Consider the following 24,343-nt stretch of genomic DNA (forward strand, 5'->3'; position numbering starts at 1 on the left):
AACGGTGCCGGCCGAAGTTACCCTGCTCCTTTCGCCGTGGGCGTTGCTGGGGGTTTCCCGGGACCGCGTGGACTTGGTTCCCGGACAGCGCCATGACGTCGCTTTGACGGCGATGCCGGTTGCCTTCTGTTCCGATGACAAGCCGATCCAGGTCGACGGCCACGCCCACGGCGCCGAGCGTCTCGCAAGCTTCCAGACACGCTTGCAGGAAAAGCAAACACTTTGGTTGCTTCCCGTGCCGCTCAAGGCCAACGCGGTCCAGCAGATACGCCATCCAAGCTGGGAATCGCCGGCGTCGCTCCAATGGGCCAATGCGGTCTCCAAGCCCCGACCGGGACGCTCCGAGATGGAAGAGGGGCGCCCGGACGACGGTGCTGACTGGATGGCGTTTCTGCGCCGCATCGTGGGGCGCATGGCCGACATCGACGACGCGCTGCGCGAATGCGAGGACTTGTGGCGGGAAGTCTCCGAGCGGTGGCGGGCCCCAGCGGCACCTCGCGATCCCGAGATGGATATCCTCGTGCGGCACGCGCGCGAATACCGTCGGCTGTGGCCGGATATCGCCGAGCGTCCGCGTCGGCTCCTGAACCGCCGGCGGGAATTGCTGCCACTCAATCGTGTCCAGGAACTCGACACGCGCTGCATGGAATGGCTGTCGCAGCAACCCGGCAACAACATCCCTGAACGCGCCGGGGGGCGGCAGCGAATTCTGGCCCTGGCGCGCCACGAGAACCCGAACACCCTTGAAAACCGTGTATTCCGGGATTTGCTGGAGCGAACGCATGCGGCTTCCCGCGACTACCTCCGCGACCGAACCCGGACGCGGGAGACCGAGCGCACCAGACTGGTCCGTAGCTATGGCCAGGAGTGCCGGCGCCTGGCGGCGGATGCGGTTGAAAGCGGGGTTACCTCGCCGCCGGCGCACGTTCAGCCGAACTTCGTGCTGCAACAGGACAGGCGCTATCGCTGCGTGTGGAAAGCCCGGCAGGAGATGGTCCAGCATGGGCGAACCGAGGACGATCTCTGGCAATGGCAGCATCATGCCTGGAGCGAGTTCTGCAAGGTTGCTGTCGTCGTTGCGGTCTACAACGCCGGCGCGCGCGGACTGATCGCGGCCTCGCCGCTCAAGTACGGAGTGGAGCACCGGCTCGGGCGCTGGCTCGTTCACGACGATCCGCTTGCCATCGTGCTCGATCGCGACAACCACCTCGCCATCGAAGTGCTGGATGGCGCCGCCCCGGATCTCGCGCCGAAGGTGCGGGAGTTCGGTGCCCAGATCTGGCTGCGCATCGGCAGGCTCAATGGAGAGGCGTTGCACTACCTTCCGATTTGGACGGCCCATGCGTTCCGCAACCCGCCAGACCTCGCATCGCTCGGCGAATCGGTGCAGCAAACCATCGACATCAGCCGCCACCAGAAACTCCCCGTGCGTGCCGGGATCGTGCTGCAATCATTGGTTGGCCCGGACGCGCCGGCGGCTATCGAAGAGACACCGCATGCGGCGGCAATCGCGTTTGGGCCCGGGCAGGGCCAGCTCGCCAATGGCCTGAGCCTGATTGCCGGGTCAATCGCCGATCTGGTCGAGGTCCTGGCATGACGGTGCGCGCCGGGGTGGATCTGAACGGGTATTGGGACTGGGCGGCTCTGGATGGCTTGCGGGAACGGGGCGCGGACGTTTCGGCCGCAGCCAGTGTCAACGATGGCGGCATCAACGGCGCAGTCATCCATCTTCTTGAAAGCGGTGAGTTTGTCGGCGGCCCGCAAACTGCGCTGGCCCCTCATGGCCGCGGCCCCGGCTGGGGGGAGCATCTTGGTCATCACGACCGGCGCAAGCCGGTCCGCGATCTCCTGGCAATCGCGCAGGGCCGGCAATGCGCGCGGGGGGGCGAGCACGAGAACGAGTTCCGCGCCCTTTTCGGCGCCCTTGCGCCGGATGCCGACGAGGCCGTGGTCGCGGTGCCGGACACGCAGATCTTCGATGAAGCTCAACAGCAAGCCTATCTGGAGGCCCTGCGCGGTGCCGGACCGCTGCGTGTCAGCCTTTTATGGCGGCCGATCGCGACGATGCTCGGTTGGCTCGAAGCCGGCGCCGAAGGCCTGGAAGATAAGCTGTGGGACGGCATTCCGATTGCGACCATTTCCTTGATGGGAGACAGCGTGCAAGTCGCCGATGCCCGGCTGCTGCGTCGTCCCGGCCGTCGCGCGTTGCTCTGGGCACCTGAGCGCCGGCGGCGCGGGTTTGCGTTGTCCGGCCCCTATGCCGGCAAGGCGGTTGTCGATCTTTATGCCGAGCAGCTCTCCAGGAAAATCGGCCTCGCCAAGGAAAAGGTGGTCGAGCGGATGATGGGGCCATGGCGGCAGGCGATGGGACGCGTCGGCGCCGAAGAGGTTGTCCGCCTGGATAACAGGAGTTGGAGATCGCTGCCCACGGAGTTGCCCGAGATTGCGCTGCCGGAATTGCCTAAGCCCGAAACTGAGGCGCTTGAGCGTGTTCGTGACGCGGAAGTGGTGCTGCTCGATGGCCCATTCGTCGAGAACACGGCGTGGCGCTGGCATGTCCTGGCGGCGTTCGGGATCGCGGGCGACGACCCGCGTTTACGCATAGCGGACCCGGCAACCGCCGCCCGCGGCTGCCGGGAAGCCGGCCGGCGACTGTCGGCTGGCGATCCACCCTATTTCGATTTCCTTCCGCAACTGGAAATCAATGCGCTTGTCGACGGGCGGCAGGACTTCGTGGACCTTATTCCACATGGCGCGGAGGTGCAGGGCGGACGCCAGTATGTCGGCCGTGCAGAAGCGGACTTCGCGATCAACTCGGGCGCCAGTCAGTTGACTTTCTACCTGATCAAGGAGGACTTCGACTGGCCGCGCAAGGCTGTGCATGAGCTTCCGGAAACCCCCGACCTGCAGCATCGTATCGACGTCACCGTGCGGCAGACGCCGGGTCAGGGCTTCGCTCGCGTTGAGATTTCCTCCGAGACTTACGAACCGTTCCGGGACGCCGCGCTCGTGCTGGACTGGAATAGCATGGAAACGATCGAGAAGACGCGTAAGGAGGTGCTTGACGAAGCTGGAGACGTGGGCCCAGATGGATATCCCGACGTGCAGGTGGTGCCGGCGCATCCGGTGCATTGGCACCCCGATCACCCGCGTCGGAACCTCAAGGCCCTTTTGGATTGTTACGCCGGTAGCGACCTTTTCAGGGAAGGCCAGATCGTCGCCGAAGCGCGGCGGGCGCTGAGCGATCTCGCCCAGACGGTCCCGCGCCGTCAATCGCCACGCCATATCGCATCGGAGATCGGTTTCGCTTACGACGACTTCGCCGCCTATCCCTTCGTCGACGCGGATGGCCGTCTCCCCGAGAGCCTGCCGGGTTTTCCGGTACCGGAGGGCGCCGAAGCAGCGCTGGACGCGGCTTTGCGAAAAGCCGAACGCGATCTCGGCGACATCACCAGCAAGCCTGCTACAGTCGACAATCAAGACCTCGTTCGGGATATCGTGATGTTCGCAACCTGGTGCCAAACCCGGTGTCCGAATGGCGTGGTCCGGTTCTTGCTAGGTTGCATGGAACAGAGGGAGGCATTCCAACTGCATCACAAGCTGATCGTCGAGGGCCTTGGACGCAGCTTGCGGCGTGAAGACGACCTGAAACGTTTCTTCGGATTCGTCCAAGACCGGCTGAATCGGACAGGGCACCTAAACGATCGCCACTTTGCCGCGTTGGGGATGACCCTGGGGCGCCGATCACACGCGGCCGGCTGTCTGACGCATGAACAGGCCCTTGCCTTCATGATGGAAGCTGACCGCCTGTACGTGGCCGAAAACAAGAAACCACGCGATGATGCCTACAAGAAACTGTTCAAGTACGGCCTGCTAATGCTGGCGGTCCTGCTACGCTATAGGAGCGTCCGACCCGACTTCCTGGTTCCTGGCCCGAACACCCTGGCTGCGGGCGTAATAGGTCATTTGGAGACGGCAAAGGAACGGATTGATGGGTTCCGTCGAGCGTTTGAGGCGAAAGTCCGCCGGGAAAGGAATAGGCAAACCGCACACCACTACCACGCGGCCGCGCGCCGCCTGGAGCGTCACCATGGCATCGTCGAGGAATTGCTGGGCTTTATCCGGATGGAAGGCGGCAACCCCAATATCATCCAGTTGATCGAAGATTTGGATTAATGCTCAACGCGGGCAGTTCCGTCGATGGCGTTGTTACGGGAAACTCTGGTTCACTGGATTTCGACACTGTTACTGGCTCGGACCTTGTCGTAACTCATTGAAAATCTGTCGGTGCGAAGCGCCATGCGTGCCCATAAGGCCAAGCAAAGTGTGTTCGTGTGACAGAGCCGTCCAATCCGCCAGGCCGTGCCTTGTGGCCACCGGGGCTGGTCTTGAGTCGAGCCGAATCGTTCCCCGATACGCAACTGGCAGTATACACCAGATGGCGCTTGGGCGGCCGGCCATCGTCAAGGGGCGACAGACTTTGCCGGTGTGGCGAGCGTTTTGAGCGACATGCCGCGTGACACAGTGTGGTGGAACAGCTGTGGACAAATGGCCCGCCGCAGCGACCGTCACGAGTCCGGCGGCGGCGGCGCAGGCTCATGCAGCGGGCGAATGCGATGAACGACGCGATCGAGCGGCGTTCACGTGGCTATTTTTGCCGGTCTGGTAAGCCGAAAAAAACGTCGTTAGAACCGATTCCTACGAGGATATCATTGGACGTTTTGCCGATGTTGATTGCCGGTTTTGAAAGGGGCGGCTGCGGTTCTCCTGACAATGCTACCCAATTTCGCTGGAATGAGTAGCATTGTCAGGAAAACCCGCGGTGCCACCTCACATGCCGTGCTTGCGGATCCGGATTTGCCCTGCTGCATCCGAAATTTTTTACCGATATATCAATAGCATAAATAGAGGCAGTCGGGCATGCGTGCCGAAATTTCTTGACGGCTGAGTCCTTGGCCCCCAAGTGGTTGCCAGCACTGATTGTTATTCGCTAGGGCACGGCTCGTGGCACACCGGAATCTCCTCATACCCATGGCGTTCGTTGCGCCCAGCGCGGGACAGGCTGCTGTTCCGCGTCAACGACACGCGTTCAGGTATGAGGGATTGTGCCATGCTGACGCCCGATCGGCGTATTCCCCATCTCAAGGACGTCAAGCGCACCGGCGTCCGTAGGGTTATCTCCCGTCGCAATAAGCGCACGACCGGCTGGTTTCGGTCCCGGAAAGCCGGTGCCATGATTCCATGGGAGTCGCGGCTTGAGCTGGACTTCCTGCGGACTTGCGAGATTGACCGAACCGTCCAGTATGTCGCGGCGCAGCCTTTGCGTCTCGAGGTCGAGCTCGACGACAGGGTCTGCGTCCATTTCCCGGACTTCCTGGTGACGCGTCGCGATGGCCTCACGCTGTCCGAGGTGAAGCTCGCCAAGCGCGCGCAGCAGCCAGCCTATCAGGCGCTGTTCGCGGCGGCCGCGTTGGCCGCTTCGGAGCGGACCTGCGACTACGCGGTGTTCACCGAGAACGAGGTCCGCAGCGGGGCGCGACTGGCGAATGCGGTAGAACTGCTGAGCTTCGCTGCCCTGTGCATCGATCCGGATCTCCGCGAGGGTATTCTCGCCAGCATCGCGGCAGGACGAGCCTGCCTCTCTGATCTCGCCGAGACCAAGGATCGCCGCCGCAGGGCCCTCTACGCCATGTGCCTTGCCGGCGAAGTGTTCTTCGACATCGACGCGCCGCTGCATGGCGACACCCTGTTCCACGCTGACGCAACGGGAGGGGTGTGATGAGCCGCATCAAGTTTGAGCCTGGCGAGCAGATTCTCCTCCATGGCCAGCTGCTCCGCTTCGTCCGGCGCACCAAAACCCAGGAAATCGTCTTCACCTGCGTCGAGACGGGAGTTTCGGCGGTACTCTCTGACAAGGAACTGGCGGAGCACTTTCGCAGCGGGGATCTGAAGTTCCGGGTGGAGGATGCTTACGGCGACGTACCGCATTCGGATGTTCCGGACATCCCGTTCTCCCAACTCTCGCACGATCAGCAGGAATTCGCGATCACGCGGAGAGTATACATTGAGGCTGCATTGAAGCTGCCCAGCCATCGAAACGAAGACCTGTTGCGCTCCAGTATCGCACGGGTCGCACGCGAGATCGGCGATCAGCGGCCGCCGAGTGCGAGGACTTTGCGCCGCGCGATTGCTCGGTACAAGAAGCAGGGGCGAAAGCTTAAGGCTGTGGCGCCGCACCACTACAGGAAGGGGAATCGCAACTGCCGCTTTGCCGGGCAGGTGGTCAAGGCGATCGAAGCCGTGCTCGATGAGGAGTACCAGGTCGCCGCCTGTCCGACATTGTCGCAGGCCTACGGCCACCTGCCGAAGCGGATCGAGAGGCTGAATCGGGGCCTTCCAACAGAGCTTCAGCACGCGATTCCGAGTTACCAAGCATTCTGTAAGATCGCAGAGAAACTCGACATGTACGAAGTGGAAAAGAGCCGTCACGGCAAGCGCGCGGCCAAGCAGAAGTACGCCCAAGTGGGTGAGGGGTTGTCGATCACCCGACCGCTCGAGCGCGTCGAGATGGATCACAAGGTGCTGGACAACTGGGTCTTGGATGACGAGACCCTGGAACCCCTGAGACGTCCGATCCTGACGGCCGCCATCGATTACTACTCCCGCATGCTGCTGGGATATCACCTTTCGTTTTCGACCGGTCTCGCGAGCGTTATGGCCAGCTTGCGTCACGCCATGATGCCCAAGGCGGCGCTGGTAGATGCGGACGGTGTGATCCTGACCCAGGAAACCTGGGATTGCTTTGGCGTGCCGGAAACGGTCTTCGTCGACAACGGCGCCGAGTTCCACGCCTCGGCGTTGGCGCATGCGCTCTACCAGGTCGGCTCGGGCCTGGAATACGCCGCGGCCTATACGCCGGAGCACAAGGGCATCGTCGAGCGTTTCTTTGGCACTGTGCGGACAAGCTTTTGCGCCGGCCTGGATGGTTTCACCTTCTCGAATCCCCAGGAGAAGGGCGATTACGACCCGCAGGCATCGGCTGGTCTGACGTTCAGCGAATATCGGGAGAAGTTCGAGCGTTGGCTCATCGATGTCTACGGCGTGCGCCCGCACTCCGTGACTGGAGAGCCGCCGCTGCAGCGGTGGCGGGAAGGGACACGGCACAGTCCGGTCAGGATGCTGGATGATCCGGCGCAGTTGACGCCCTTCAGCGGACGGACCGAGCAGCGCAAGCTGCAGCGACAGGGCATCTCCCTCGACAAGCGGCGCTACCAGAGTCCGGAGCTGGCCGATCTCCTGACCTGGCCGGAGTTCGACGGCAGCGTCGACGTGTACGTCAACCCGGCATCGGCGGAGTCGATCTGGGTCTATCATCCGCGGCGCAAGCGCTACGTCGAGGTGCCCGCCGCCAGCGAAGCACCTCGGAAGCGGGACGCGGCCAGCCGGGAGGCGGCGAAAATCGCGATGGACATGTCGCGCCGCGCGAACGCCGACATTCGGGCCGCCGGGCGGGAGGCGAGTGCCGCGACGAAGAAGGCCCGGAAGAGGAAGGCCAGCCGGGACAGCGCGGCCCGTAGTCCGCAGCCGCTGGTGGCGAGGGCAGAGCGCGATTTCCAGCCGGGCTGTGTTGCGCCTGACGACGGCGACCCGAGCAACGCCGAGCCATTGCGGCTGCGGCGCATGAGCCGGAAATAGGTCGCTGCAGCTCAGGGAGGTTACGATGGACGAGACGACTATCCGGGACCGAATTCGCAAAATCGACGAACTGAGCCTGTCGTACGATCAAGTCAATTTGGCGCTGGATGCGCTCGAGGATGTCCTGGCCTACGGTACCGTCGGCGCGGAGGCGAAGTGCGCCATGCTCGTCGGTCCCTCGGGGAGCGGAAAGACCTGGGCGCTACAGCATTTCAAGGAGGGCCAGGAGGCGCATGGGAGCGAGGAACGCGATCACATCCCGATCGTCTACCTGACGGCGCCGGTGCAGGCTAGCGACAAGGCACTGCCAGGGAAGTTGCTCGCCAAACTGGGCGATCCGATGCCCGAGAAAGGCACCCGGGAGCGCATGACCGAGCGCCTCATCGAGCGTTTGAAGGCGCTGGGCACGCGGATGGTGATCATCGACGAAGTGCACCATCTGGTCGATAGCCGGCAGAACGACAACAAGAAGATCCGGCAGACGGCCGAATGGCTCAAGGACATGCTGCTCGCCGGTGTATGTCCGTTTGTCTATGCCGGTTTGGATACGTCGGAAAGCCTGCTGACGACGAATGAGCAGCTGGCGCGCCGTGGCATGCACTACGTGCGCATGGGGGCATTTGAATATCGGACCAAGCAGCAACGGGAATTCTTCGCCGAACTGGTGGAGACGTTTTTCGACGAGGCGGATCTGCCGCTGGAGATCGACCGTCAGGACCTGGTCCCGACTGTTCATGAGGCCACGGGTGGCCTCATTGGCCGCGTGGCCACGCTGGTTCAGCGGACCATCATGACCGCTGGCCGGCAAGGGCGCGCCTGCATCGACGCCAAGTGTCTGGCTGACAGCTGGGCCACCAGCGGCTTGGCGATGATGGGGCAGCGCAACCCCTTTGTGCGGCGCGACGGCCCCAGCGGCCCGACGAAGAAGGCCGCTTAGAGGAGAGTCCAATGCAGCAGTTAGCGATTCGTCCGGCCATGCAGGCCGAGGAAAGCTTGCCCGGTTATGTCGCGCGCGTGGCCGAGGCCAACTTCTGTGAGAGCGCGGGCTGGATCACGGCCGATTTGTCCAGTCGGCAACCCAACCTCGCGTTTTCTCCGACGGCAGCTGAGCAACTCGCCGCGAAGACTGGGCAATTCCCGGAGGTGATGGTCGATCGCACGTACAGGAAGATGGGTAAGCGGGTCCTCGTGCGCGGCCATGATCTCCCGGCGGAGGCGGTCGCGGTTCAGCAGGCTGGCGTCTGTCCGGCTTGCTTGCGGGACGAACCGATCCGCCGGTGGTGGTGGGAACTTACGCCGTTCGGCGTCTGTCCGGATCACGGCGTCGAATTGGTCACCCGGTGTCACGCCTGTGGGGACAAGTATTCGTGGGCCACGCCGCGCACAACGGTGTGCCGATGCGGCGCGGACATTCGCCGCACCGAAACGGTGGAGGTTCCGCACGCGAGGGTGGGCACAAGCTCGCTGCTGCTCAACGTGATCCGTGGCAGGCCCACAGGCTTCGAATCCTTGAACCTGGGCTCCCGCGATCTTGGCGAATGGATCGACCTGCTGGTGGTGCTTTCGCGTCTGCAACTGTTCGTGGCTGGCGAAAAATCGCAGGGCCCGACGCTGCGCCGGCCCAACCGGGCTGCGATTCTATCCTCGGCCGTTGAGCTCCTGGATGACTGGCCGACGCGTTATTTCGACGTTCTCGATCAGGTCGCCCGCCGGACTGCGCACATCGGCGACAGTTTCGCCGGCCGTTTCCGGCCGCTTTACACCGGGCTCAAGAAGCTTCCTGCGGGCGCGGCCAAGGATTTTCTCACCGAGACGACGACCGAATACCTGAGGGCGCGAAGGTTCCATATTCCCGTCGCATTCGCTCCGGCTGAGACATTCTTGTCGCGCTCCGAAGCCGTTGCATTTCTCGATATTTCGGCCGAGAAGTTCGAGGCTGTGCTCGACGATCCAGGGTGCTGTTTTCCGCGTTACCGGCTGGAGAAGAAGGCCGCCGCCTTTGCGAAGTCGGATCTGGAGCGGCTGGCGGAGGATATGGGCCACTCCATTAACAAGCGGCACTTCAAAGAGCGTCTGGGATTGTCGCCGAGGCAGGTCAAGCAACTGCTGGAAAGCCGGTATTTTGGCGGCGACAAGCCGAATAACGCCGTCATCGATAGGACCAAGGTCGAGCGACTTCTGGATCAGCTAGACGCCCAGGCAGCGGAGCACCGCGAAGGTGTCTTCGATATTTCTTTCGTTGATCTTAAAAAGAAGGCAATTGCTCGTGACGTGCCCCTGAAGGCGGTGCTGGAAATGATCGATTCGGGCATGATCCCTGCCACCGGTAAGATTGCCGGGAGGAGTGGACTGCCCGGGTATCTCTTCAGCCGCGTACACGTTGAAGCGGCCCTGGATCAGTTTGTCAAAGATCACGTTGGCGGGTTGTATAAGGACGAAGCCGCAGAGGCGATGCGGCTACGGCTGGATGAATTGATGGAGTTGCGGCGGCTGAAGGGGATTATCGCATTCGAGCACGGTCCGTGTCGGCGGCCCCGGTTTTCCGAGGACGAGGTTGCCAAGTTTCGTGCAAAGTACATCGCACAACGGGAACTCGGGTTGCGTCGCTCGACGGAGTTGACGGATGCCCTGCAGGATGGCTGGGAAGTGGATCGCGCTATCGCGTTTCACCTGGGGCAACGGCGGCATCCTGTCCTGTTCCGCGAAGCGGTGAAAGCCGATTTTCTACCCTCGGAATCCTGAAATATTGTTCTGAGCCGCATCCGCGCCGGCTGATCTGATCCTCATCATATTTTACAGCCCACTATAGCGAGCCGGCCTACTTGGAGTAGCGTAGCCGGGCTTGCTGCGGCTAATCGAACGTTAGTGCAGACCCGCGGCAACGTGGTGCCGCGATCCCCCCGAGAGCGTCGAAACTTGCCGCTTGTTTGTCCTTCGCAAGCGGCATAGTTTGTTTGCCGGCAAGCTAAAAAGCAGGCCACGCTACACGAGCAAATGTGAATATGTAAATTTGGGCCAGTTTTTGACCCTTGTTTGTGAGTTTGGGCCATCTTTTGCTTTAATATGTGGGCCACATTTTGGGTTATCTTTATATACTAAGTCATTGAAATTTAGAAAATGCGCTGGGCCAGCTTATGCCTGATCCGACACTTTTGTCGGTGTCGGGTCAGGCATAAGCTGGCCCATTCGGGGGCATAAAATGGCCCTGGGATGATTTCTGGCAGATGGGTTGCGAACGAGTCGGATGATCTGTTTTGGGGCGGCTCTTGGCCGGGAGATACGTAGCTACCGCAATGGACATCCGCTACGAAGGTCCCCGCTCCCCGGGATGCGGCAACCGCATGCTGGTGAGCAGAACCTGCCTGAAGTGGGAAGGTTGCGTAGTCGTATCGCAATGAATTTTCCGACGTGTGAACAAGTGGCTGACTGACAACGGCACGGAAGTTTGCCTCGTGGCGCGCCGAAAATGCCTTAAATGACTGCAAAGCCCTCTGAACCGGTCGGTTCGAAGGGCTACTCACAGAACGCATCCACCAGCGTGTCTGAATGCGGCGGAACACCGGAGCCCGGCAGATAGAGTTTGATCTACTTAAAGACTGACGGGCGAGGCCGTTAGGTGGAATGAAGCATGATTTACCCAATAGCCATCAGAACGATGGCGGGGTCTGGGCGGTGATAACCACAACGCGCTCGTCGAAGGTCTTATACCAGTGATCGACCGTCGAGGAGAATCGAATCGAGTCTCCGGGGCCAAGCAGGCTTTTCCGATCGCCGAGATGAATCTCTATCGATCCGGATAGCACGAATACGACCTCCTCGCCGTGGTGGCTGAAAGGCGCATCGGCGTTCGAGAAGGCGGGCGGTAGCTCGATGTAGAGCATCGAGAGCGAGCCTTGCAGGTCGGGTACGAGCAGCTGATACGTCATGCCGCTGTCTGCGAGCACCAAGCATCGCCGGGTGTGAGGGTGTATCACCTCACCGGACGGCGCATTGACCGTTTCAAAAAACGTGCCGATAGGAATCGCTAGCGTTCGCGAAAGCTGCGAAAGTGTCTCGATAGAGGGATTTCCCTTCCCGCGCTCGAGCTGGCTAAGCAGGCCGCTCGAAATGCCTGCTTTGCGTGCGAGCTCCGCGATGGTCATTCCGCGATGCTTGCGTTCGCGGGAGAGGATCGATCCGACCTCATTGATCAGATCGTCACTATTGCCTGATGGGCCAAAGCTTCGTTCTGTCACAGCCGATGAGCCTTTCCGGTCAAACGTCCATACGAGAGGGCGTGGTGCATTTGAATGAATCCATCTGCAATATATTGACAACCCGATTCGGGGTCCATACGGTTTCTTCAAGAAGATGGCCACAACGCAGATTGCTTCAGCGAATTTTCGTTGAAAAGGCCACTGAGGGAGGTTCACCCCCTCGCATCCTAGTTCGCACGCGGTCGAAATGGAGGGGCTTTGGCAATGCCTACAAAAAATTCTTTTACTGCGCTGGGTGTCTCCCGGCGCGCATTTATGCACAGCATGGGCCTGCTCGGGGCTGGTGGTCTACTCGCTGCGTATGGTGGTCACGGCTCCCGCGCCTTGGCCAGCACGGATGTGAATCTGGATTTTGCCGTCTGGACCTACGCGGTCGACGAGGTGGAGTCGAACATCAGAGCGTGGGAAGCAGCCAATCCGGGCATGACGGTGACGCTGCAAGACTACCCTTGGGACCACTACAAGGCGACCATGGTCCAGCGGCTGGCTACGAATACGCCGACGGATGTCCTTTACAATAACAGTTCCTGGCTCGCCGAGTTTGTCGGGGCAGATTGGGTCGTACCGATTTCAAAATATCTGGATTTCGAGAAATATCGCGACAAGATCATTCCGTACGCTCTCAGCGGCATGACTTATAATGGTGAGCCTTACGGGTTGCCTTACTACGCGGATATTGCCTCCTTCATCTGGAACCCGACTGTCGCGAAGGAGTACGGAGTGGACCGTGCTCCGACAAGTTGGGACGAAGTGATGGAAATGTCCGTGTCAATGCAGGGGAAGGGCTTGCGTAGACCGATCTTGTGGGAGTTCTCGCAGATCAATCCGAGCAGCCTGGACGAATTCATAGCCATGTCGATGTCGCGTGGCGGTGAGGTTTTTGACGCTGACCTGAATCCCATCTTTGAGGATCCGGACAGCCCGGCCTTCCAACAGGCGCAATTTATGGCCGATACCATTGAGCAAGGCCTTGCGGCCACCTCACCGACGGAGAACGACGCTGTTAGGGCAATGAACAGCGGCCAGCACGTTTTTACCTGCATGTACAACTACAATCTTGCCGCCATGAACAACACGGGCCAACCCCTGGCCGGACAGTTCAAGTTGGCAATGATGCCGGGTTCCACACGTGCGACGCTGGGCTATGTCCGCTTTTATAGTATCACCTCGATGGCCGAGGCCCGCGGTGACGCGGTAACCGCCGCGGCCGGCAACTTCATCGAGTCGATGGGCGGGGCCCCGGACGGTACCTTCACCATCCCGAAGAAGTGGGCGATCAATCGTGGGCTCGGCTTCGGTGTGTTGCCCTTGTTCGACGACCCCGAAGTCATCGACGCGTTCTCTACTTGGGTGGATGTTGAGACGCTGAAAGAGCAGCAGAAGCTTGCCCAGACCAAGAACGAGGCGAAGTGGACCGGAATTTGGGGCGACTTCATGTTGCGGGAGCTGTCCAAAATCTTCGCCGGTGAGACGACTGTGGCTGAGTCGATGAAGGCCTCGGCCGACAAGGCTCGAGAACTGAAAGAGCGGTATCAGTAATACGGTGGGTCGTATGAGTGTGTCACTCGGCCATGCCCGCCGGCGGCCGGCGCGCGTTTCGCGCGCCGGCTCCGGCGTCGACTACGAACGCCGCTGGGGTGGGATGATGCTCCTGCCCGCGGTGCTGGTGATCGGTGCGCTATCAATAGTACCGCTCTCGCGAGCAGTATATTCTAGCTTCCAGCAGACATCTCCGCTGCTTCCGTCAAAATTTATCGGTCTGGATAACTATATTGCGGTGATCGAAAGCAATGCCTTCTTTACGGCGTGGTTGGTCACACTGAAGTTTACCACGATAACTGTGGTATTGACGACTTTGATGGCTGTCATTTCCGCGTCAGTCTTGAACTCTTCATTCCGCGGCAGTTCATTGGTGAAGCCTTTGGTTCTGCTTCCTTGGGCAGTTCCGGGCGTTATTGCCGGTGTCATCTGGCGCTGGATGTTTAACAATAACTACGGCGCGATTAACACGATATTGCATGCCATTGGTGTCATCGACGAGTACGTCTATTGGTTGGGTGAGCCCAGTCTGGCGCTTCTCGCGGCAAGCATCGCGCAGACGTGGTCGTTGCTGCCGCTGTCGATCATCCTGATCTTGGCCGCACTTCAGAATATTCCAGAGGAACAGTACGAGGCGGCTCGTCTGGACGGCGCAAACAGTTGGCAGCTGTTTCGGTATGTGACGTTCCCGTATATCCGCACTGCGGTGATCATTGTCGCCCTCTACAACACGCTTATGGGATTAACCGCCTACGATATCGTCTACACAATGACGGCCGGCGGCCCGGGTACGGCGACATCCGTTATCAGCTACTTTACATGGTCGATCTCGTTCACCCAGTTGAACATCGGCCAAGGTGCGGCCCTTGCCACGATGATGGCCCTGGTTTCGATCGTATTCATCGTGGGGTTGCTGCGGATGCTGCCGAAGGGTGCGCTCAGTGATGTCGATTAATGGGCAACAACGCGTCGAGGCGGCGGCTCGCTACCTGTGGCTTGCCATCCTGCTGACATTCGTCCTGACACCGTTTCTTGTGACGTTGCTGGCCAGCATCACGCCGGATAAAGCGATCCTCTCTCAGCCGGCCCGCTGGTTCACGAGTGGATTCAATATCGACAACTACCTCTACATCCTGACCGGCAAGCTGCCCTCGCAGTACGAAGTCGAGGCCGGCCAAAGAACGATGAGCATGGTCAGCCAGGAGATCCGGTTCCTGCCAAGGGCGATGCTGCACAGCACCGTGGTCGCGCTGCTGGTGATGCTGTTCAATTTATTGCTGGGGGCGCCGGCTGCATATGCGCTGGTGAAGATGCGCATTCCGGGCAAGACCGCGGCCCTCAACTTCATCCTCGGCACCCGCCTCATTCCGTTGGTCGCGGTAGCTATTCCTTACTACGAGCTGATGCAGCAGTTCAATCTGACGAACACGTTGACATCACTGGTCATTATGTATGTCGGGCTGACCTTGCCGTTCATAATTCTGATCCTGTGCGTTGCTTTTCGCCAGATCGATCGCGCGATCGAGGAGGCGGCGCAACTGGACGGTCTCAACCCGCTGCAGATTCTCGTTCGGATCGTGGTGCCGGTCGCGGCGCCGTCGGTGGTCGGCGCCGGGTTGTTCGCGTTTATGCTGGCGTATTGCGAATTCCTCTTCGGCCTACTCCTCGCCACCAATCAAAGCGTTCGGACAATGCCGGTTTCGATGGCGAGTGTGTCAGTAAACCCGGACGTTTCATTAGGGCTGACCTGTGCGGGGATCATGATCGGCGTGTTGCCGACGTTGTTAGTGATCATCCCCGTCTGGCGGTACATGATCCGGGGACTTGCCGAGGGAGCAACAAAGTGACCGGTGAGCACCGCCGGCGGTCGCGTTAAGCGAGGAGACGACACACCATGAAACCTGCGCCCTTCATCTACCACGATCCGTCCGACCTCGAGTCAGCGATGCGATTGCTCGCGGAACTCGATGGCGATGTCGAGTTGACCGCCGGTGGGCAAAGTCTGATGCCGATGTTGAGCCTACGCGTCAGCCGCCCCGACCATCTGGTCGATCTGCGACGGATCGAGGGTCTGACCGGTGTGGATGTTTCCGAGTCCCATTTGGCCGTCGGGCCGATGACCACGCACCGCACGATCGAGACCAGTCCGGTTGTCCGCCGAGTGATGCCCTTGCTAAGCGAGGCAGCCGCACACATAGGTCATATCCCGATCCGGGAGCGCGGAACGATCGGCGGCTCCCTGTCGCTTGCCGACCCAACCGCGGAACTCCCGCTGGCTTCCGTGGTGCTCGACGCGGAAATGACGACGCAGAGCCTGCGCGGCCAGCGAAGCGTGCCGGCGGCAGAGTTCTTCCATTCCGCCCTGCAGACCGAGCTCGATGAAGATGAGATCCTCACTCGCATAACTTTCCCGCTACTCAGCGCCGGCACCGGAACGGCTTTCGCCGAGTTCTCACGCCGGAACGGCGATTTCTGCATCGTCGGCGTGGCGGCCGTGGTCGGCATCAAGGATGGCCGTTACGAGTCCGCCCGGATCGGGCTTTGCGGGGTGTCGGATCGGCCATTCCGCTCTACAGAGGCCGAAAAGCTGGTCGGGGAACCGGTTGGTGAGCGGACGACGAACTGGATCGCCGAAGCGGTCGCCGCGGAGTTCGATCCAATGGACGACGGACGCGCGGGAGTGGACGACCGGCGCGACATAGCAAGGGCCCTCATCCGGCGAACCCTGACGCTCGCCGGCCAGCGGGCGGCTGCGGCAGCGCCGACGGAGCAAGGAGAAACCCAATGACCGCACCCAAGCCCAGAACAATTCAGGTGACGGTAAATGGAGAAACCATTACCGCCTCAGTGCCGGATCGAAAGCTGCTTTGCGACTTTCTCCGCGAGGACCTATCGCTGACCGGCACCCACGTGGGCTGTGAGCACGGGGTCTGCGGGGCCTGTACAGTGTTGGTCGAAGGGCGGCCGGCGCGGTCCTGCCTTATGCTGGCAGTGCAGGCGGACGGCCGAGCGATCACCACCATCGAAGGGGTTTCCGGCCCGGATGGATCCCTGCATCCGGTGCAGCGCGCCTTCCACGAGCAACACGCGCTGCAGTGTGGCTTCTGCACGCCCGGCTTCATCATCAGCACCATTGCCTACCTCGAGGAGCGCGATCCGAGCGCGGGACCAGTCAGCGAAGATGAGGTGCGCGAGCACCTTTCCGGGACGCTCTGCCGCTGCACCGGCTACACAAACATCGTGCGCGCGGTGTGCCAGGCGGCCGCCGAACTCAGCGAATCATGAGATGAAAGGGAGCGCGCTGTGAGCAAAGCGGAAGAAAGCGCGGACGTGGCGGCTTCGGTCGCGGAGCAGCCGTTCATAGGGCAAAGGCTTCCCCGCAAGGAGGACCGCCGGTTCGTCATCGGCAAGGGCCGTTTCACCGACGACATCTCGGTGCCTGGTATGTTGCACGCGGCATTCGTGCGAAGCCCGCATGCCCATGCCAGGATAAGATCGATCGACACGGAAGCCGCGCTGAAATTGCCTGGTGTGGTTGCGGTGATCACGGGCCGTGAACTGGCTGAGTTCACTTCTCCGTTCGTCTGCCAACAGGAGGGCGCCGCGCCAATGGAGATGGACGCCTTGCCGGTGGACAAGGCCCGCTTCGCCGGTGACCCGGTGGCGTGCGTCGTGGCCGTGGATCGCTACGTCGCCGAGGATGGCGTGGATCTGGTCGAGGTGGACTGGGATGCCCTACCGCCGGTCCTCGATATGCATCATGCGTCCGACCCCGGCGTGCCACTGGTGGACGAAAAGATTCCGTCCAACCTGCACACACGTGAGACGCACCGCTATGGCGATATCGATGGGGCTTTTGCTCGCGCCGACCGGGTCGTAAAGGCTGAGTTCCGCTCGCAGCGCCTTACGCATGTGCCGATAGAGACCCGTTCGGTCGTCGCGACGTGGGACGAAGGCCGAGAGGAACTGACCTATTACGGCGCGGCGCAAACCGCGCACATCCTGCGAACGACGCTGGCCGACCGGCTTGGCCTTTCCGAGAACCAGGTGAGGGTCGTATCCCCCGATGTCGGCGGCGGATTCGGACTGAAGCTGCCGCTCTTCCGCGAAGAGTTCACGGTCGCGGCCATGGCGATGCGGCTGAAACGGCCGATCAAGTGGGTGGAGGACCGGCTGGAAAACCTGACCGCGTCCAACCACGCCCGCGATGACGCCGTGTCCGTCGAGGTTGCGGTGCTCAACGACGGCACCGTCCTTGGGGTACGCGCAAATCTATGGGCGGATTTCGGCGCTTACGCATTCTACCCGCCAAGCTACATCATCAACGTCATTGGTTGGCTCCTGCTTGGGGCGTACAAGATCGACAACTACGAGTATACGGTCAACGTCGCGATAACGAACAAGTGCCCTGCAGGCACCCTACGCGCGCCTATGGCAATCGTGACGTGGGCATCGGACGGCATGATGCACCGTGTCGCCGAGGAACTCGGCCTGGATCCTTTTGAACTCCGCCGCAAGAACATGCTCTCGCTCGACGATCAGCCTTACCAGTCGGCGCCCGGTTATCCGTATGAGGCTCTGACCCTGCGTGAGGGGTTCGACGAGACGCTGGCCAAGTTCGATATCGATGCCTTCCGGCGTGAGCAGGCGGACGCCGCCGAGAAGGGCCGATTGATCGGTGTCGGTATCGCGAGCGTGGTCGAGCCCACCACTTACGGCTCTGCCTGGTACAAAGCGTCCGGAGATGACGGCAGCGGCCACGAGGCTGCGACCGTCAAGCTGGAGCCGACCGGAGCGATCAACGTGACGGCCGGTATCGTGGGGACGGGCCAAGGCTACGAAACGTCGCTCGCGCAGGTGGTCGCAGATGCGCTCGGCAGCAGTCCTGCGAACGTCGACGTCAGGCTCGGCGATACGTACATCGCGCCCTATGGCATGGGGAGCAGAGGCTCGCGTGGTGCCGCCGCGGGGCACGGGGTGGCCTACCTGGCGGCCATGGATCTGCGGGAGAAGGTGCTCGGAATAGGGGCGCACCTGTTGCAGAGGCCGGCGGAGAGCCTGAAAATCGTCAACGACGAGGTCGTCACCCGAAGTGACGTTGGGGTGTCGGTTCCGGTTCGCGAGATCGCGCGGATCGCCTACAACGACCCGACCAGCCTGCCTGACGGCATGCTGCCTGGGTTGGAGGCGCATCGGACCTATGACCCCCCGTTCATGACGTTCTCCAATGCGACGCACCTGTGCCAAGTGGAGGTCGACGCCGAAACCGGCGGGGTCACGATCGTCAAGTACCGAGTGCACGAGGACGCCGGAACCCTGATCAACCCGATGATCGTGGACGGTCAGGTCCATGGCGGCGTCTCGATGGGGATAGGGCAGGTGTTGCTGGAAGAGACCCGCTATGACGAGCAGGGAATGAACGTGAGTGCCACCCTTGCGGACTACCTGATGCCGACGATGGATACCGTACCGATGATCGAGGTCGAGCATCTTGAGACGCCGAACCCGAACACACCCCAAGGTATAAAAGGAATGGCCGAAGGACCTGTGCAGGGCGCTGTCGCAAGTGTCGCGCTCGCGGTGCAGGATGCAGTGGCGCGCAGCGGCGGCCGGTTGGAGCAACTGCCGTTCACCCCGTCCCGGCTGCTCGGCGTCCTTCGGGCAAGCCGTTCAGGGTAAGTGGTCAGTCATCGGGCGGTGGTTTGCACGTGTGGGTCCACCGTGCTGCTGAGAGGTCGCTAGAAGGCTACGGCACTTTCAGCCTTGCTCGACGGAAGATGCGGTCGCCCACCCCGGGGTAGCCCCCGTTTGGCCGCCGACATGCCGATTTCTGCCCGATGGATGCGCGTCGCCCACTGTCGCCGTCACTCGACAACGGCGGCAGGCGCGTCGTGCTTGCAGTCGGGTACGAGGGGGTTCCGCGCCTGCGGGCCCATCCATGGAAAGCAGAGAAAGGACAGGCTATGAGTAGTTCTAACCAGCGTACAGTCATCAATGCGGAAGGGGTCGTCGATTGGGGCCTGCCTTATCCGCATGCCATCAAGTTCGGAAACCTGGTCTTCCTATCGGGTCAACTGGCCCAGGACGAGGCCACGGGGGAGCCCGTGGAGGGGGGCATCAAGCCGCAGACGCGCAAGGTGCTTGAGAACATCAAAGCTGTGTTGGAAGCTTCGGGCACGTCAATGGATATGGTGCTGAAGACAACCTGCTTCCTGATGGACCGTAACGACTTCGACGAATTCAATGTCGTGTACCGGGAATTTTTCCCGAAAGGGAAAGAGCCGGCCCGGTCAACCTTCCAGGTAGCCAAGCTGGCGCCAGGGTACATTGTCGAGATCGAAGTTATCGCTGGCATCCCGGATTAAGTCGTCCAATCTCATCGCATGGACGCGTCAGCCCCTGCCTGACGGTATCCGCGGACAAGAAGGATAGCCTGAGCGAATGCCTGCAGCCACCAGTGCTGGGCTCGATTGGTATCAACCGATCCTGTTGGAGTCCAGCCGGGCGTGTCCACTCTCAGCTCAGGTTATCTGTTCTGCGCTGTTCTGTGATGTAGAGGACAATGCACTGACGGTTAATGAGTCGATTCCCGCGACCACAGGAACTGGGAATATAGTCTCCTGTGGATTTTGTCGATGCATGGAAGGTGGCAGAAATGGCGAGCGTCTCGATTAGGAATGTCAAGAAATATTACAACCGAGTGGAAACCCTGAAAGACTTGTCCGTTGAAATCGAGGATGGAGAGTTCGTCATACTGGTCGGCCCTTCCGGCTGTGGGAAATCCACGCTGTTGCGCATGATTGCTGGTTTGGAAAGTATAGATGCCGGGGATATTTCAATCGACAATATAGTCGTAAATGACCTTCCGTCAAAGGAACGAGATATTGCCATGGTTTTCCAAAACTATGCGCTATATCCTCATATGACAGTTGCCAAGAACATGGAATTCTCTCTGCGCTTGGCGAGGCTGTCCAAGACGGAGATCAGCAAAAAGGTCGACGAGGCGGCCAAGATTCTCGGTCTTCAGGAGTTCCTTGATCGTTATCCCAAGCAGCTTTCGGGTGGACAACGGCAAAGAGTCGCAATGGGGCGCGCAATTGTTCGCGACCCGAAGGTTTTTCTCTTCGATGAGCCCTTGTCTAACCTTGACGCGAAATTGCGCGTTCAAATGCGCTCAGAGATTAAAGACCTGCATCGTCGGCTTGGCAGCACGATAGTTTACGTGACCCATGACCAGATCGAAGCCATGACCATGGCGGACAAGATTGTGGTTATGCGCTCTGGGGTCATCGAACAGATCGGCTCGCCTCTCGAACTCTACGACAGCCCAAAGACGCGCTTTGTCGCTGGTTTTATAGGATCTCCGTCCATGAATTTCGTTGAGGGTACGCTTACGAGATCCGGATTTAGAACTCTCGATGATGTCATGCTGCCCGTCGCGAACGCGGATCTGCCTGTGGAGGACATGCCGGCAGTTTATGGGATACGCCCTGAGCATCTGGCGCTCTCTGATGATGGGGTTTCCGCCAAGGTCGAATTGATTGAGCCAACCGGCTCGGAAACGCACATCGTGCTCAAGGTCGGCGGCCAACAAATCATAGGGGCATTTCGCGATCGTGTTGCATTTGGCTACGACGATGCCGTTAGCGTGGTGCCCGATCTGGATAAAGTTCATCTTTTCAATACTGATGGGCAGCGCATCAATTAGAGAGCGGTGAGGTGTCCCGCCTCGCCATTCGGAAGTGACGATCGACCGCCCGCCGCCTTCGCCACTGAGCGATGCTTGCGTGGCAGAATATCCTCGATGACGGAAAGGATTGTGTTATGTCGTCCGGAAGCGGAGTGCAGCCGAAAGTCGGTTTCATCGGGCTCGGGATCATGGGGCAGCACATGGCGGGGCATACCCTCGCCGCGGGCCATGAGCTTCATGTATACAACCGTACCCGGTCCAAGGCCAAGACGTTGGTTGAGCGGGGCGCCGTCTTGCACGATAACCCTGGCGCAGTTGCGGCGGCCAGCGACATCGTCATCACCATGGTGGGCTACCCCGCCGATGTTGAGGCGGTCTATTTCGAGGCCGGCGGAATTCTTGACAAAGCCCGGCCCGGATCGGTGCTCATTGACATGACGACATCAAGCCCGGCGCTTGCGGAGCGTATCGCCGAGGCCGCTTCGGAACGTGGGGTGACCGCGCTGGATGCGCCCGTGTCTGGTGGCGACGTCGGTGCGCGCGAAGCAAAGCTTGCGATCATGGTGGGCGGTGACGGGATGGCATTCGAACAGGCGTCACCTGTGCTGCGTACGATGGGGGCCAATATCGCGCATATGGGTGCCGCAGGTGCGGGGCAGCACACCAAGATGGCCAATCAGATCGCGATCGCTTCGACCATGCTCGCTGTTGCGGAGAGCATCACCTATGCACGCAGGGCGGGGCTCGACCCTGATGTGGTGCTCGACGTCATCGGCACCGGCGCCGCATCGAGCTTCCTGCTCAATGGGCTGGGGCGGAAGATGATCCGCGAGGATTTCGCGCCGGGATTCTTCGTCCATCACTTCGTCAAGGATATGACGATCGCGTTGGAAGAAGCTGCGCGCATGGGGCTCGATCTACCCGGTCTGGAACTCGCCCGTTCGCTTTACGATCGGCTCGTGAGTGACGGCTTTGGCGAAGAGGGTACCCAAGCACTTTATCGCGTCTATAACGCGATTCATGCGTAGGTTGGGCCTCGTCACATCTACGTGTAAGGGTTGCCGCGATCCGTTCCCGCCGCAAGGGTTCAGTCCACACTTTGCGGAGGATTGCATGTGCACCCGCAGCAACAGCCCTGGCGGCCTGTATTCGGAGTAGAGCCTGCACATCGTTCGGCGGATCGGATGGTGGGCGCGCCTGGGATTGAACCAGGGACCTCCTCGGTGTGAACGAGGCGCTCTCCCGCTGAGCTACGCGCCCCGGGCCCGAAAGACCCGGCAGTTTCAGGCGGTTATGTGGGGGCAGCATACAGGGCACACCGGCTTTAGCAACCCTGGTCACAGCGCGGTGGGACCACAGTGTGACCGCCTGGAAGGCCTGACCGAACCGTAGACCACACCTTAGCGGCCTTCGCTTGCCTACCATCAGCGTACTTAGCCGTGCTAAAGGGCAGGGGGAATCAACCAGAATCCGTGGACCATGCCTGAGATCACCCCAGACGAGTTCATCGCGAAGTGGAAGGCCTCCTCGCTGAAGGAGCGGTCGGCAGCCCAGGAGTACTTCGTGGACCTCTGTCGGCTCCTGGACGAGCCCACACCAGCTCAGGCCGACCCTGACGGCTCCTGGTACTGCTTCGAGCGCGGCGCCACGAAGACCACCGGCAGCGACGGCTGGGCAGATGTTTGGAAGCGCGGTCACTTCGCCTGGGAGTTCAAGGGTAAGAGAAAGGACCTGACCGCAGCCTTCTCGCAGCTCCAGCAGTACGCCCTCGCGCTGGAGAACCCGCCCCTCCTGGTGGTCTCCGACATGGAACGCTTCCGGGTCCACACGAACTGGACCAACAGCGTCTCCAAGGTCCATGAGTTCGCGCTGGAGGACCTACGGGACGCCAATGTCCGGCAGAAGCTGAAGTGGGTCCTGTCCGACCCCGAGAAGCTCCGTCCGTCGCAAACGCGGCAGGGGCTCACCGAGGAAGCGGCGGCAGAGTTCGCAGAGCTAGCCAAGCGGCTCCGTCAGCGCGGCTACGAAGCCCAGCAGGTGGCCCACTACGTCAACCGGCTGGTCTTCTGCATGTTCGCGGAGGACGTGAACCTGCTGCCCAACGAGATGTTCCGGCGGATGCTGGAACACGCGCTCGCAGACCCCAGCGAGTTCGAGCGGCTCGCGTCCGATCTCTTCGAGGCCATGAAGGGCGGTGGACGCATCGGCTTCGAGAAGGTGGCATGGTTTAACGGCAGCCTGTTCGATGACGCTGAGGCCATCCCGCTCCACAAGGATGAGATCGAGCTGACGCTGAAGGCCGCGAAGCGCGACTGGTCAGAGATCGATCCGAGCATCTTCGGCACCCTGTTCGAGCGCGGCCTGGACCCGGACAAGCGTAGCCAGCTAGGCGCCCATTACACTGACCGCGACAAGATCATGATGCTGGTGGAGCCTGTCGTAGTCCGGCCTTGGCGGGAGCAGTGGGAGAAGACGCGGGAGAAGATCAGGGAGCTGACCGAGAAGGCGGAAAAGGCGAAGAACAAGGGCCAGCGCACCAAGCTCCTGAACGACGCTGAGGAGGCATACAGGGAGTTTCTAGATGAGCTGCGGGAAGTCCGAGTGTTGGACCCGGCTTGTGGCTCGGGGAACTTCCTGTACCTATCTCTCCAGGCTCTGAAGGACCTCGAACACAAGGCAGGGCTGGACGCGGAGACCTTCGGACTAAACCGCGAGTTCCCCTCGGTCGGCCCCCGTCAGGTGAAGGGCATTGAGCTGAACCCGTTCGCCGCCGAACTCGCGCGGGTGACCATCTGGATCGGTGAGATTCAGTGGATGCGGCGGAACGGCTTCAACGTGTCCATGAGCCCAGTGCTGAAGCCGCTCGACACCATCGAGTGCCGAGACGCGATCCTCGCGCCTGACGGTAGCGAGCCGAAGTGGCCGGAGGCGGATGCGATCATCGGCAACCCGCCGTTCCTTGGTAACAAGAGAATGATAGCCTACCTTGGCGAAGACTACGTATCGCGTCTCAGGTCTGTTTACTGTGATCGACTTTCCGGTAACATAGACTTAGCAGGACGCTGAAAAACCCGGCCGAGGCGCGCTCAACCGTTGGATTTTCGGGCGGCGATGTCTGAGCGCGGGCTGGGATCGAGGGCGTTGCATTCCCGGCGGTGGTGGA

18 protein-coding genes and 1 tRNA gene are annotated in these 24,343 nt (G+C 61.0%); 17 read left to right on the forward strand and 2 right to left on the reverse strand.

Annotated features, from left to right (window positions below; translation table 11 throughout):
* Window positions 1–4 precede the first annotated feature (4 nt).
* The 7 genes from DRB17_RS17175 (at window position 5) to DRB17_RS17200 (ending at window position 10,437) form a co-directional block, all read left to right on the forward strand.
* The gene (locus DRB17_RS17175; RefSeq protein ID WP_114583465.1) at window positions 5–1,597 is read left to right on the forward strand and encodes a DUF2357 domain-containing protein; all 1,593 of its coding nucleotides are present in this window, start codon (window positions 5–7) and stop codon (window positions 1,595–1,597) included.
* A complete protein-coding gene (locus tag DRB17_RS17180) occupies window positions 1,594–4,176 on the forward strand; it encodes a hypothetical protein (RefSeq protein WP_114583466.1) in 2,583 nt (860 codons plus the stop codon). Before DRB17_RS17175 ends, DRB17_RS17180 begins: the two co-directional genes overlap by 4 nt.
* A gap of 440 nt (window positions 4,177–4,616) precedes the next feature.
* Window positions 4,617–4,802, forward strand: coding sequence for a hypothetical protein (locus tag DRB17_RS20020; RefSeq protein ID WP_147274941.1), 186 nt, complete (start codon window positions 4,617–4,619; stop codon window positions 4,800–4,802).
* Window positions 4,803–5,110: 308 nt separating this feature from the next.
* Window positions 5,111–5,779, forward strand: a complete 669-nt coding sequence (locus tag DRB17_RS17185) for a TnsA endonuclease N-terminal domain-containing protein (protein ID WP_161958878.1) — start codon at window positions 5,111–5,113, stop codon at window positions 5,777–5,779.
* On the forward strand, window positions 5,779–7,695 hold the full coding sequence (locus tag DRB17_RS17190) for a Mu transposase C-terminal domain-containing protein (RefSeq protein ID WP_114583468.1): 1,917 nt from the start codon (window positions 5,779–5,781) through the stop codon (window positions 7,693–7,695). Before DRB17_RS17185 ends, DRB17_RS17190 begins: the two co-directional genes overlap by 1 nt.
* A 25-nt stretch (window positions 7,696–7,720) precedes the next feature.
* Window positions 7,721–8,632 (forward strand): TniB family NTP-binding protein, encoded by a 912-nt coding sequence (locus DRB17_RS17195; RefSeq protein ID WP_114583469.1) that lies wholly within the window; start codon window positions 7,721–7,723, stop codon window positions 8,630–8,632.
* 11 nt (window positions 8,633–8,643) lie between these two features.
* Window positions 8,644–10,437, forward strand: a complete 1,794-nt coding sequence (locus DRB17_RS17200; RefSeq protein ID WP_114583470.1) for a TniQ family protein — start codon at window positions 8,644–8,646, stop codon at window positions 10,435–10,437.
* A gap of 905 nt (window positions 10,438–11,342) precedes the next feature.
* Here the strand turns inward: DRB17_RS17200 and DRB17_RS17205 are convergent.
* Window positions 11,343–11,930: a helix-turn-helix domain-containing protein gene (locus DRB17_RS17205; protein ID WP_147274942.1), complete on the reverse strand. Its 588-nt coding sequence runs from the start codon at window positions 11,928–11,930 to the stop codon at window positions 11,343–11,345.
* Between the two features lie 225 nt (window positions 11,931–12,155).
* Between DRB17_RS17205 and DRB17_RS17210 the strand changes: the two genes are divergently transcribed.
* The 9 genes from DRB17_RS17210 to DRB17_RS17250 all read left to right on the forward strand — a co-directional run bounded on the left by DRB17_RS17210 (window position 12,156) and on the right by DRB17_RS17250 (window position 22,208).
* Window positions 12,156–13,490 (forward strand): ABC transporter substrate-binding protein, encoded by a 1,335-nt coding sequence (locus tag DRB17_RS17210; protein WP_114583472.1) that lies wholly within the window; start codon window positions 12,156–12,158, stop codon window positions 13,488–13,490.
* Window positions 13,491–13,503: 13 nt separating this feature from the next.
* Window positions 13,504–14,445: a carbohydrate ABC transporter permease gene (locus DRB17_RS17215; protein ID WP_114583473.1), complete on the forward strand. Its 942-nt coding sequence runs from the start codon at window positions 13,504–13,506 to the stop codon at window positions 14,443–14,445.
* Entirely contained in the window at window positions 14,435–15,337 is a 903-nt protein-coding gene (locus DRB17_RS17220) for a carbohydrate ABC transporter permease (RefSeq protein WP_114583474.1), read from the forward strand. The genes DRB17_RS17215 and DRB17_RS17220 overlap by 11 nt, the downstream gene beginning before the upstream one ends.
* Window positions 15,338–15,384: 47 nt before the next feature.
* Entirely contained in the window at window positions 15,385–16,278 is an 894-nt protein-coding gene (locus DRB17_RS17225; RefSeq protein ID WP_114583475.1) for an FAD binding domain-containing protein, read from the forward strand.
* The gene (locus DRB17_RS17230; protein ID WP_114583476.1) at window positions 16,275–16,775 is read left to right on the forward strand and encodes a (2Fe-2S)-binding protein; all 501 of its coding nucleotides are present in this window, start codon (window positions 16,275–16,277) and stop codon (window positions 16,773–16,775) included. The genes DRB17_RS17225 and DRB17_RS17230 overlap by 4 nt, the downstream gene beginning before the upstream one ends.
* Window positions 16,776–16,793: 18 nt before the next feature.
* Window positions 16,794–19,169, forward strand: coding sequence for a xanthine dehydrogenase family protein molybdopterin-binding subunit (locus DRB17_RS17235; protein WP_114583477.1), 2,376 nt, complete (start codon window positions 16,794–16,796; stop codon window positions 19,167–19,169).
* A 158-nt stretch (window positions 19,170–19,327) separates the two neighbouring features.
* Window positions 19,328–19,855 (forward strand): RidA family protein, encoded by a 528-nt coding sequence (locus tag DRB17_RS17240; protein ID WP_206607930.1) that lies wholly within the window; start codon window positions 19,328–19,330, stop codon window positions 19,853–19,855.
* Window positions 19,856–20,112: 257 nt separating this feature from the next.
* Window positions 20,113–21,198 (forward strand): ABC transporter ATP-binding protein, encoded by a 1,086-nt coding sequence (locus DRB17_RS17245; RefSeq protein WP_338322703.1) that lies wholly within the window; start codon window positions 20,113–20,115, stop codon window positions 21,196–21,198.
* Window positions 21,199–21,332: 134 nt separating this feature from the next.
* Entirely contained in the window at window positions 21,333–22,208 is an 876-nt protein-coding gene (locus DRB17_RS17250; RefSeq protein ID WP_241503880.1) for an NAD(P)-dependent oxidoreductase, read from the forward strand.
* Window positions 22,209–22,365: 157 nt separating this feature from the next.
* Here the strand turns inward: DRB17_RS17250 and DRB17_RS17255 are convergent.
* Window positions 22,366–22,440, reverse strand: a tRNA-Val gene (locus DRB17_RS17255).
* 219 nt (window positions 22,441–22,659) lie between these two features.
* Here DRB17_RS17255 and DRB17_RS17260 point away from each other — a divergent pair.
* Complete coding sequence (locus DRB17_RS17260) at window positions 22,660–24,246, forward strand: DNA methyltransferase (protein WP_114583481.1); 1,587 nt, start codon at window positions 22,660–22,662, stop codon at window positions 24,244–24,246.
* Window positions 24,247–24,343: the final 97 nt, after the last annotated feature.

This window comes from Ferruginivarius sediminum (assembly GCF_003344765.1).
In the GTDB taxonomy this organism is placed as follows: domain Bacteria; phylum Pseudomonadota; class Alphaproteobacteria; order Kiloniellales; family Rhodovibrionaceae; genus Ferruginivarius; species Ferruginivarius sediminum.

What these genes read in the sequence shown, in the direction of transcription:
- DRB17_RS17185 (WP_161958878.1), top strand. Translation starts at nt 5,111, where the DNA reads ATGCTGACGCCCGATCGGCGTATTCCCCATCTCAAGGACGTCAAGCGC.
- DRB17_RS20020 (WP_147274941.1), top strand. Translation starts at nt 4,617, where the DNA reads ATGAACGACGCGATCGAGCGGCGTTCACGTGGCTATTTTTGCCGGTCT.
- DRB17_RS17240 (WP_206607930.1), top strand. Translation starts at nt 19,328, where the DNA reads ATGGATGCGCGTCGCCCACTGTCGCCGTCACTCGACAACGGCGGCAGG.
- DRB17_RS17190 (WP_114583468.1), top strand. Translation starts at nt 5,779, where the DNA reads ATGAGCCGCATCAAGTTTGAGCCTGGCGAGCAGATTCTCCTCCATGGC.
- DRB17_RS17195 (WP_114583469.1), top strand. Translation starts at nt 7,721, where the DNA reads ATGGACGAGACGACTATCCGGGACCGAATTCGCAAAATCGACGAACTG.
- DRB17_RS17230 (WP_114583476.1), top strand. Translation starts at nt 16,275, where the DNA reads ATGACCGCACCCAAGCCCAGAACAATTCAGGTGACGGTAAATGGAGAA.
- DRB17_RS17215 (WP_114583473.1), top strand. Translation starts at nt 13,504, where the DNA reads ATGAGTGTGTCACTCGGCCATGCCCGCCGGCGGCCGGCGCGCGTTTCG.
- DRB17_RS17260 (WP_114583481.1), top strand. Translation starts at nt 22,660, where the DNA reads ATGCCTGAGATCACCCCAGACGAGTTCATCGCGAAGTGGAAGGCCTCC.
- DRB17_RS17200 (WP_114583470.1), top strand. Translation starts at nt 8,644, where the DNA reads ATGCAGCAGTTAGCGATTCGTCCGGCCATGCAGGCCGAGGAAAGCTTG.
- DRB17_RS17180 (WP_114583466.1), top strand. Translation starts at nt 1,594, where the DNA reads ATGACGGTGCGCGCCGGGGTGGATCTGAACGGGTATTGGGACTGGGCG.
- DRB17_RS17220 (WP_114583474.1), top strand. Translation starts at nt 14,435, where the DNA reads ATGTCGATTAATGGGCAACAACGCGTCGAGGCGGCGGCTCGCTACCTG.
- DRB17_RS17210 (WP_114583472.1), top strand. Translation starts at nt 12,156, where the DNA reads ATGCCTACAAAAAATTCTTTTACTGCGCTGGGTGTCTCCCGGCGCGCA.
- DRB17_RS17225 (WP_114583475.1), top strand. Translation starts at nt 15,385, where the DNA reads ATGAAACCTGCGCCCTTCATCTACCACGATCCGTCCGACCTCGAGTCA.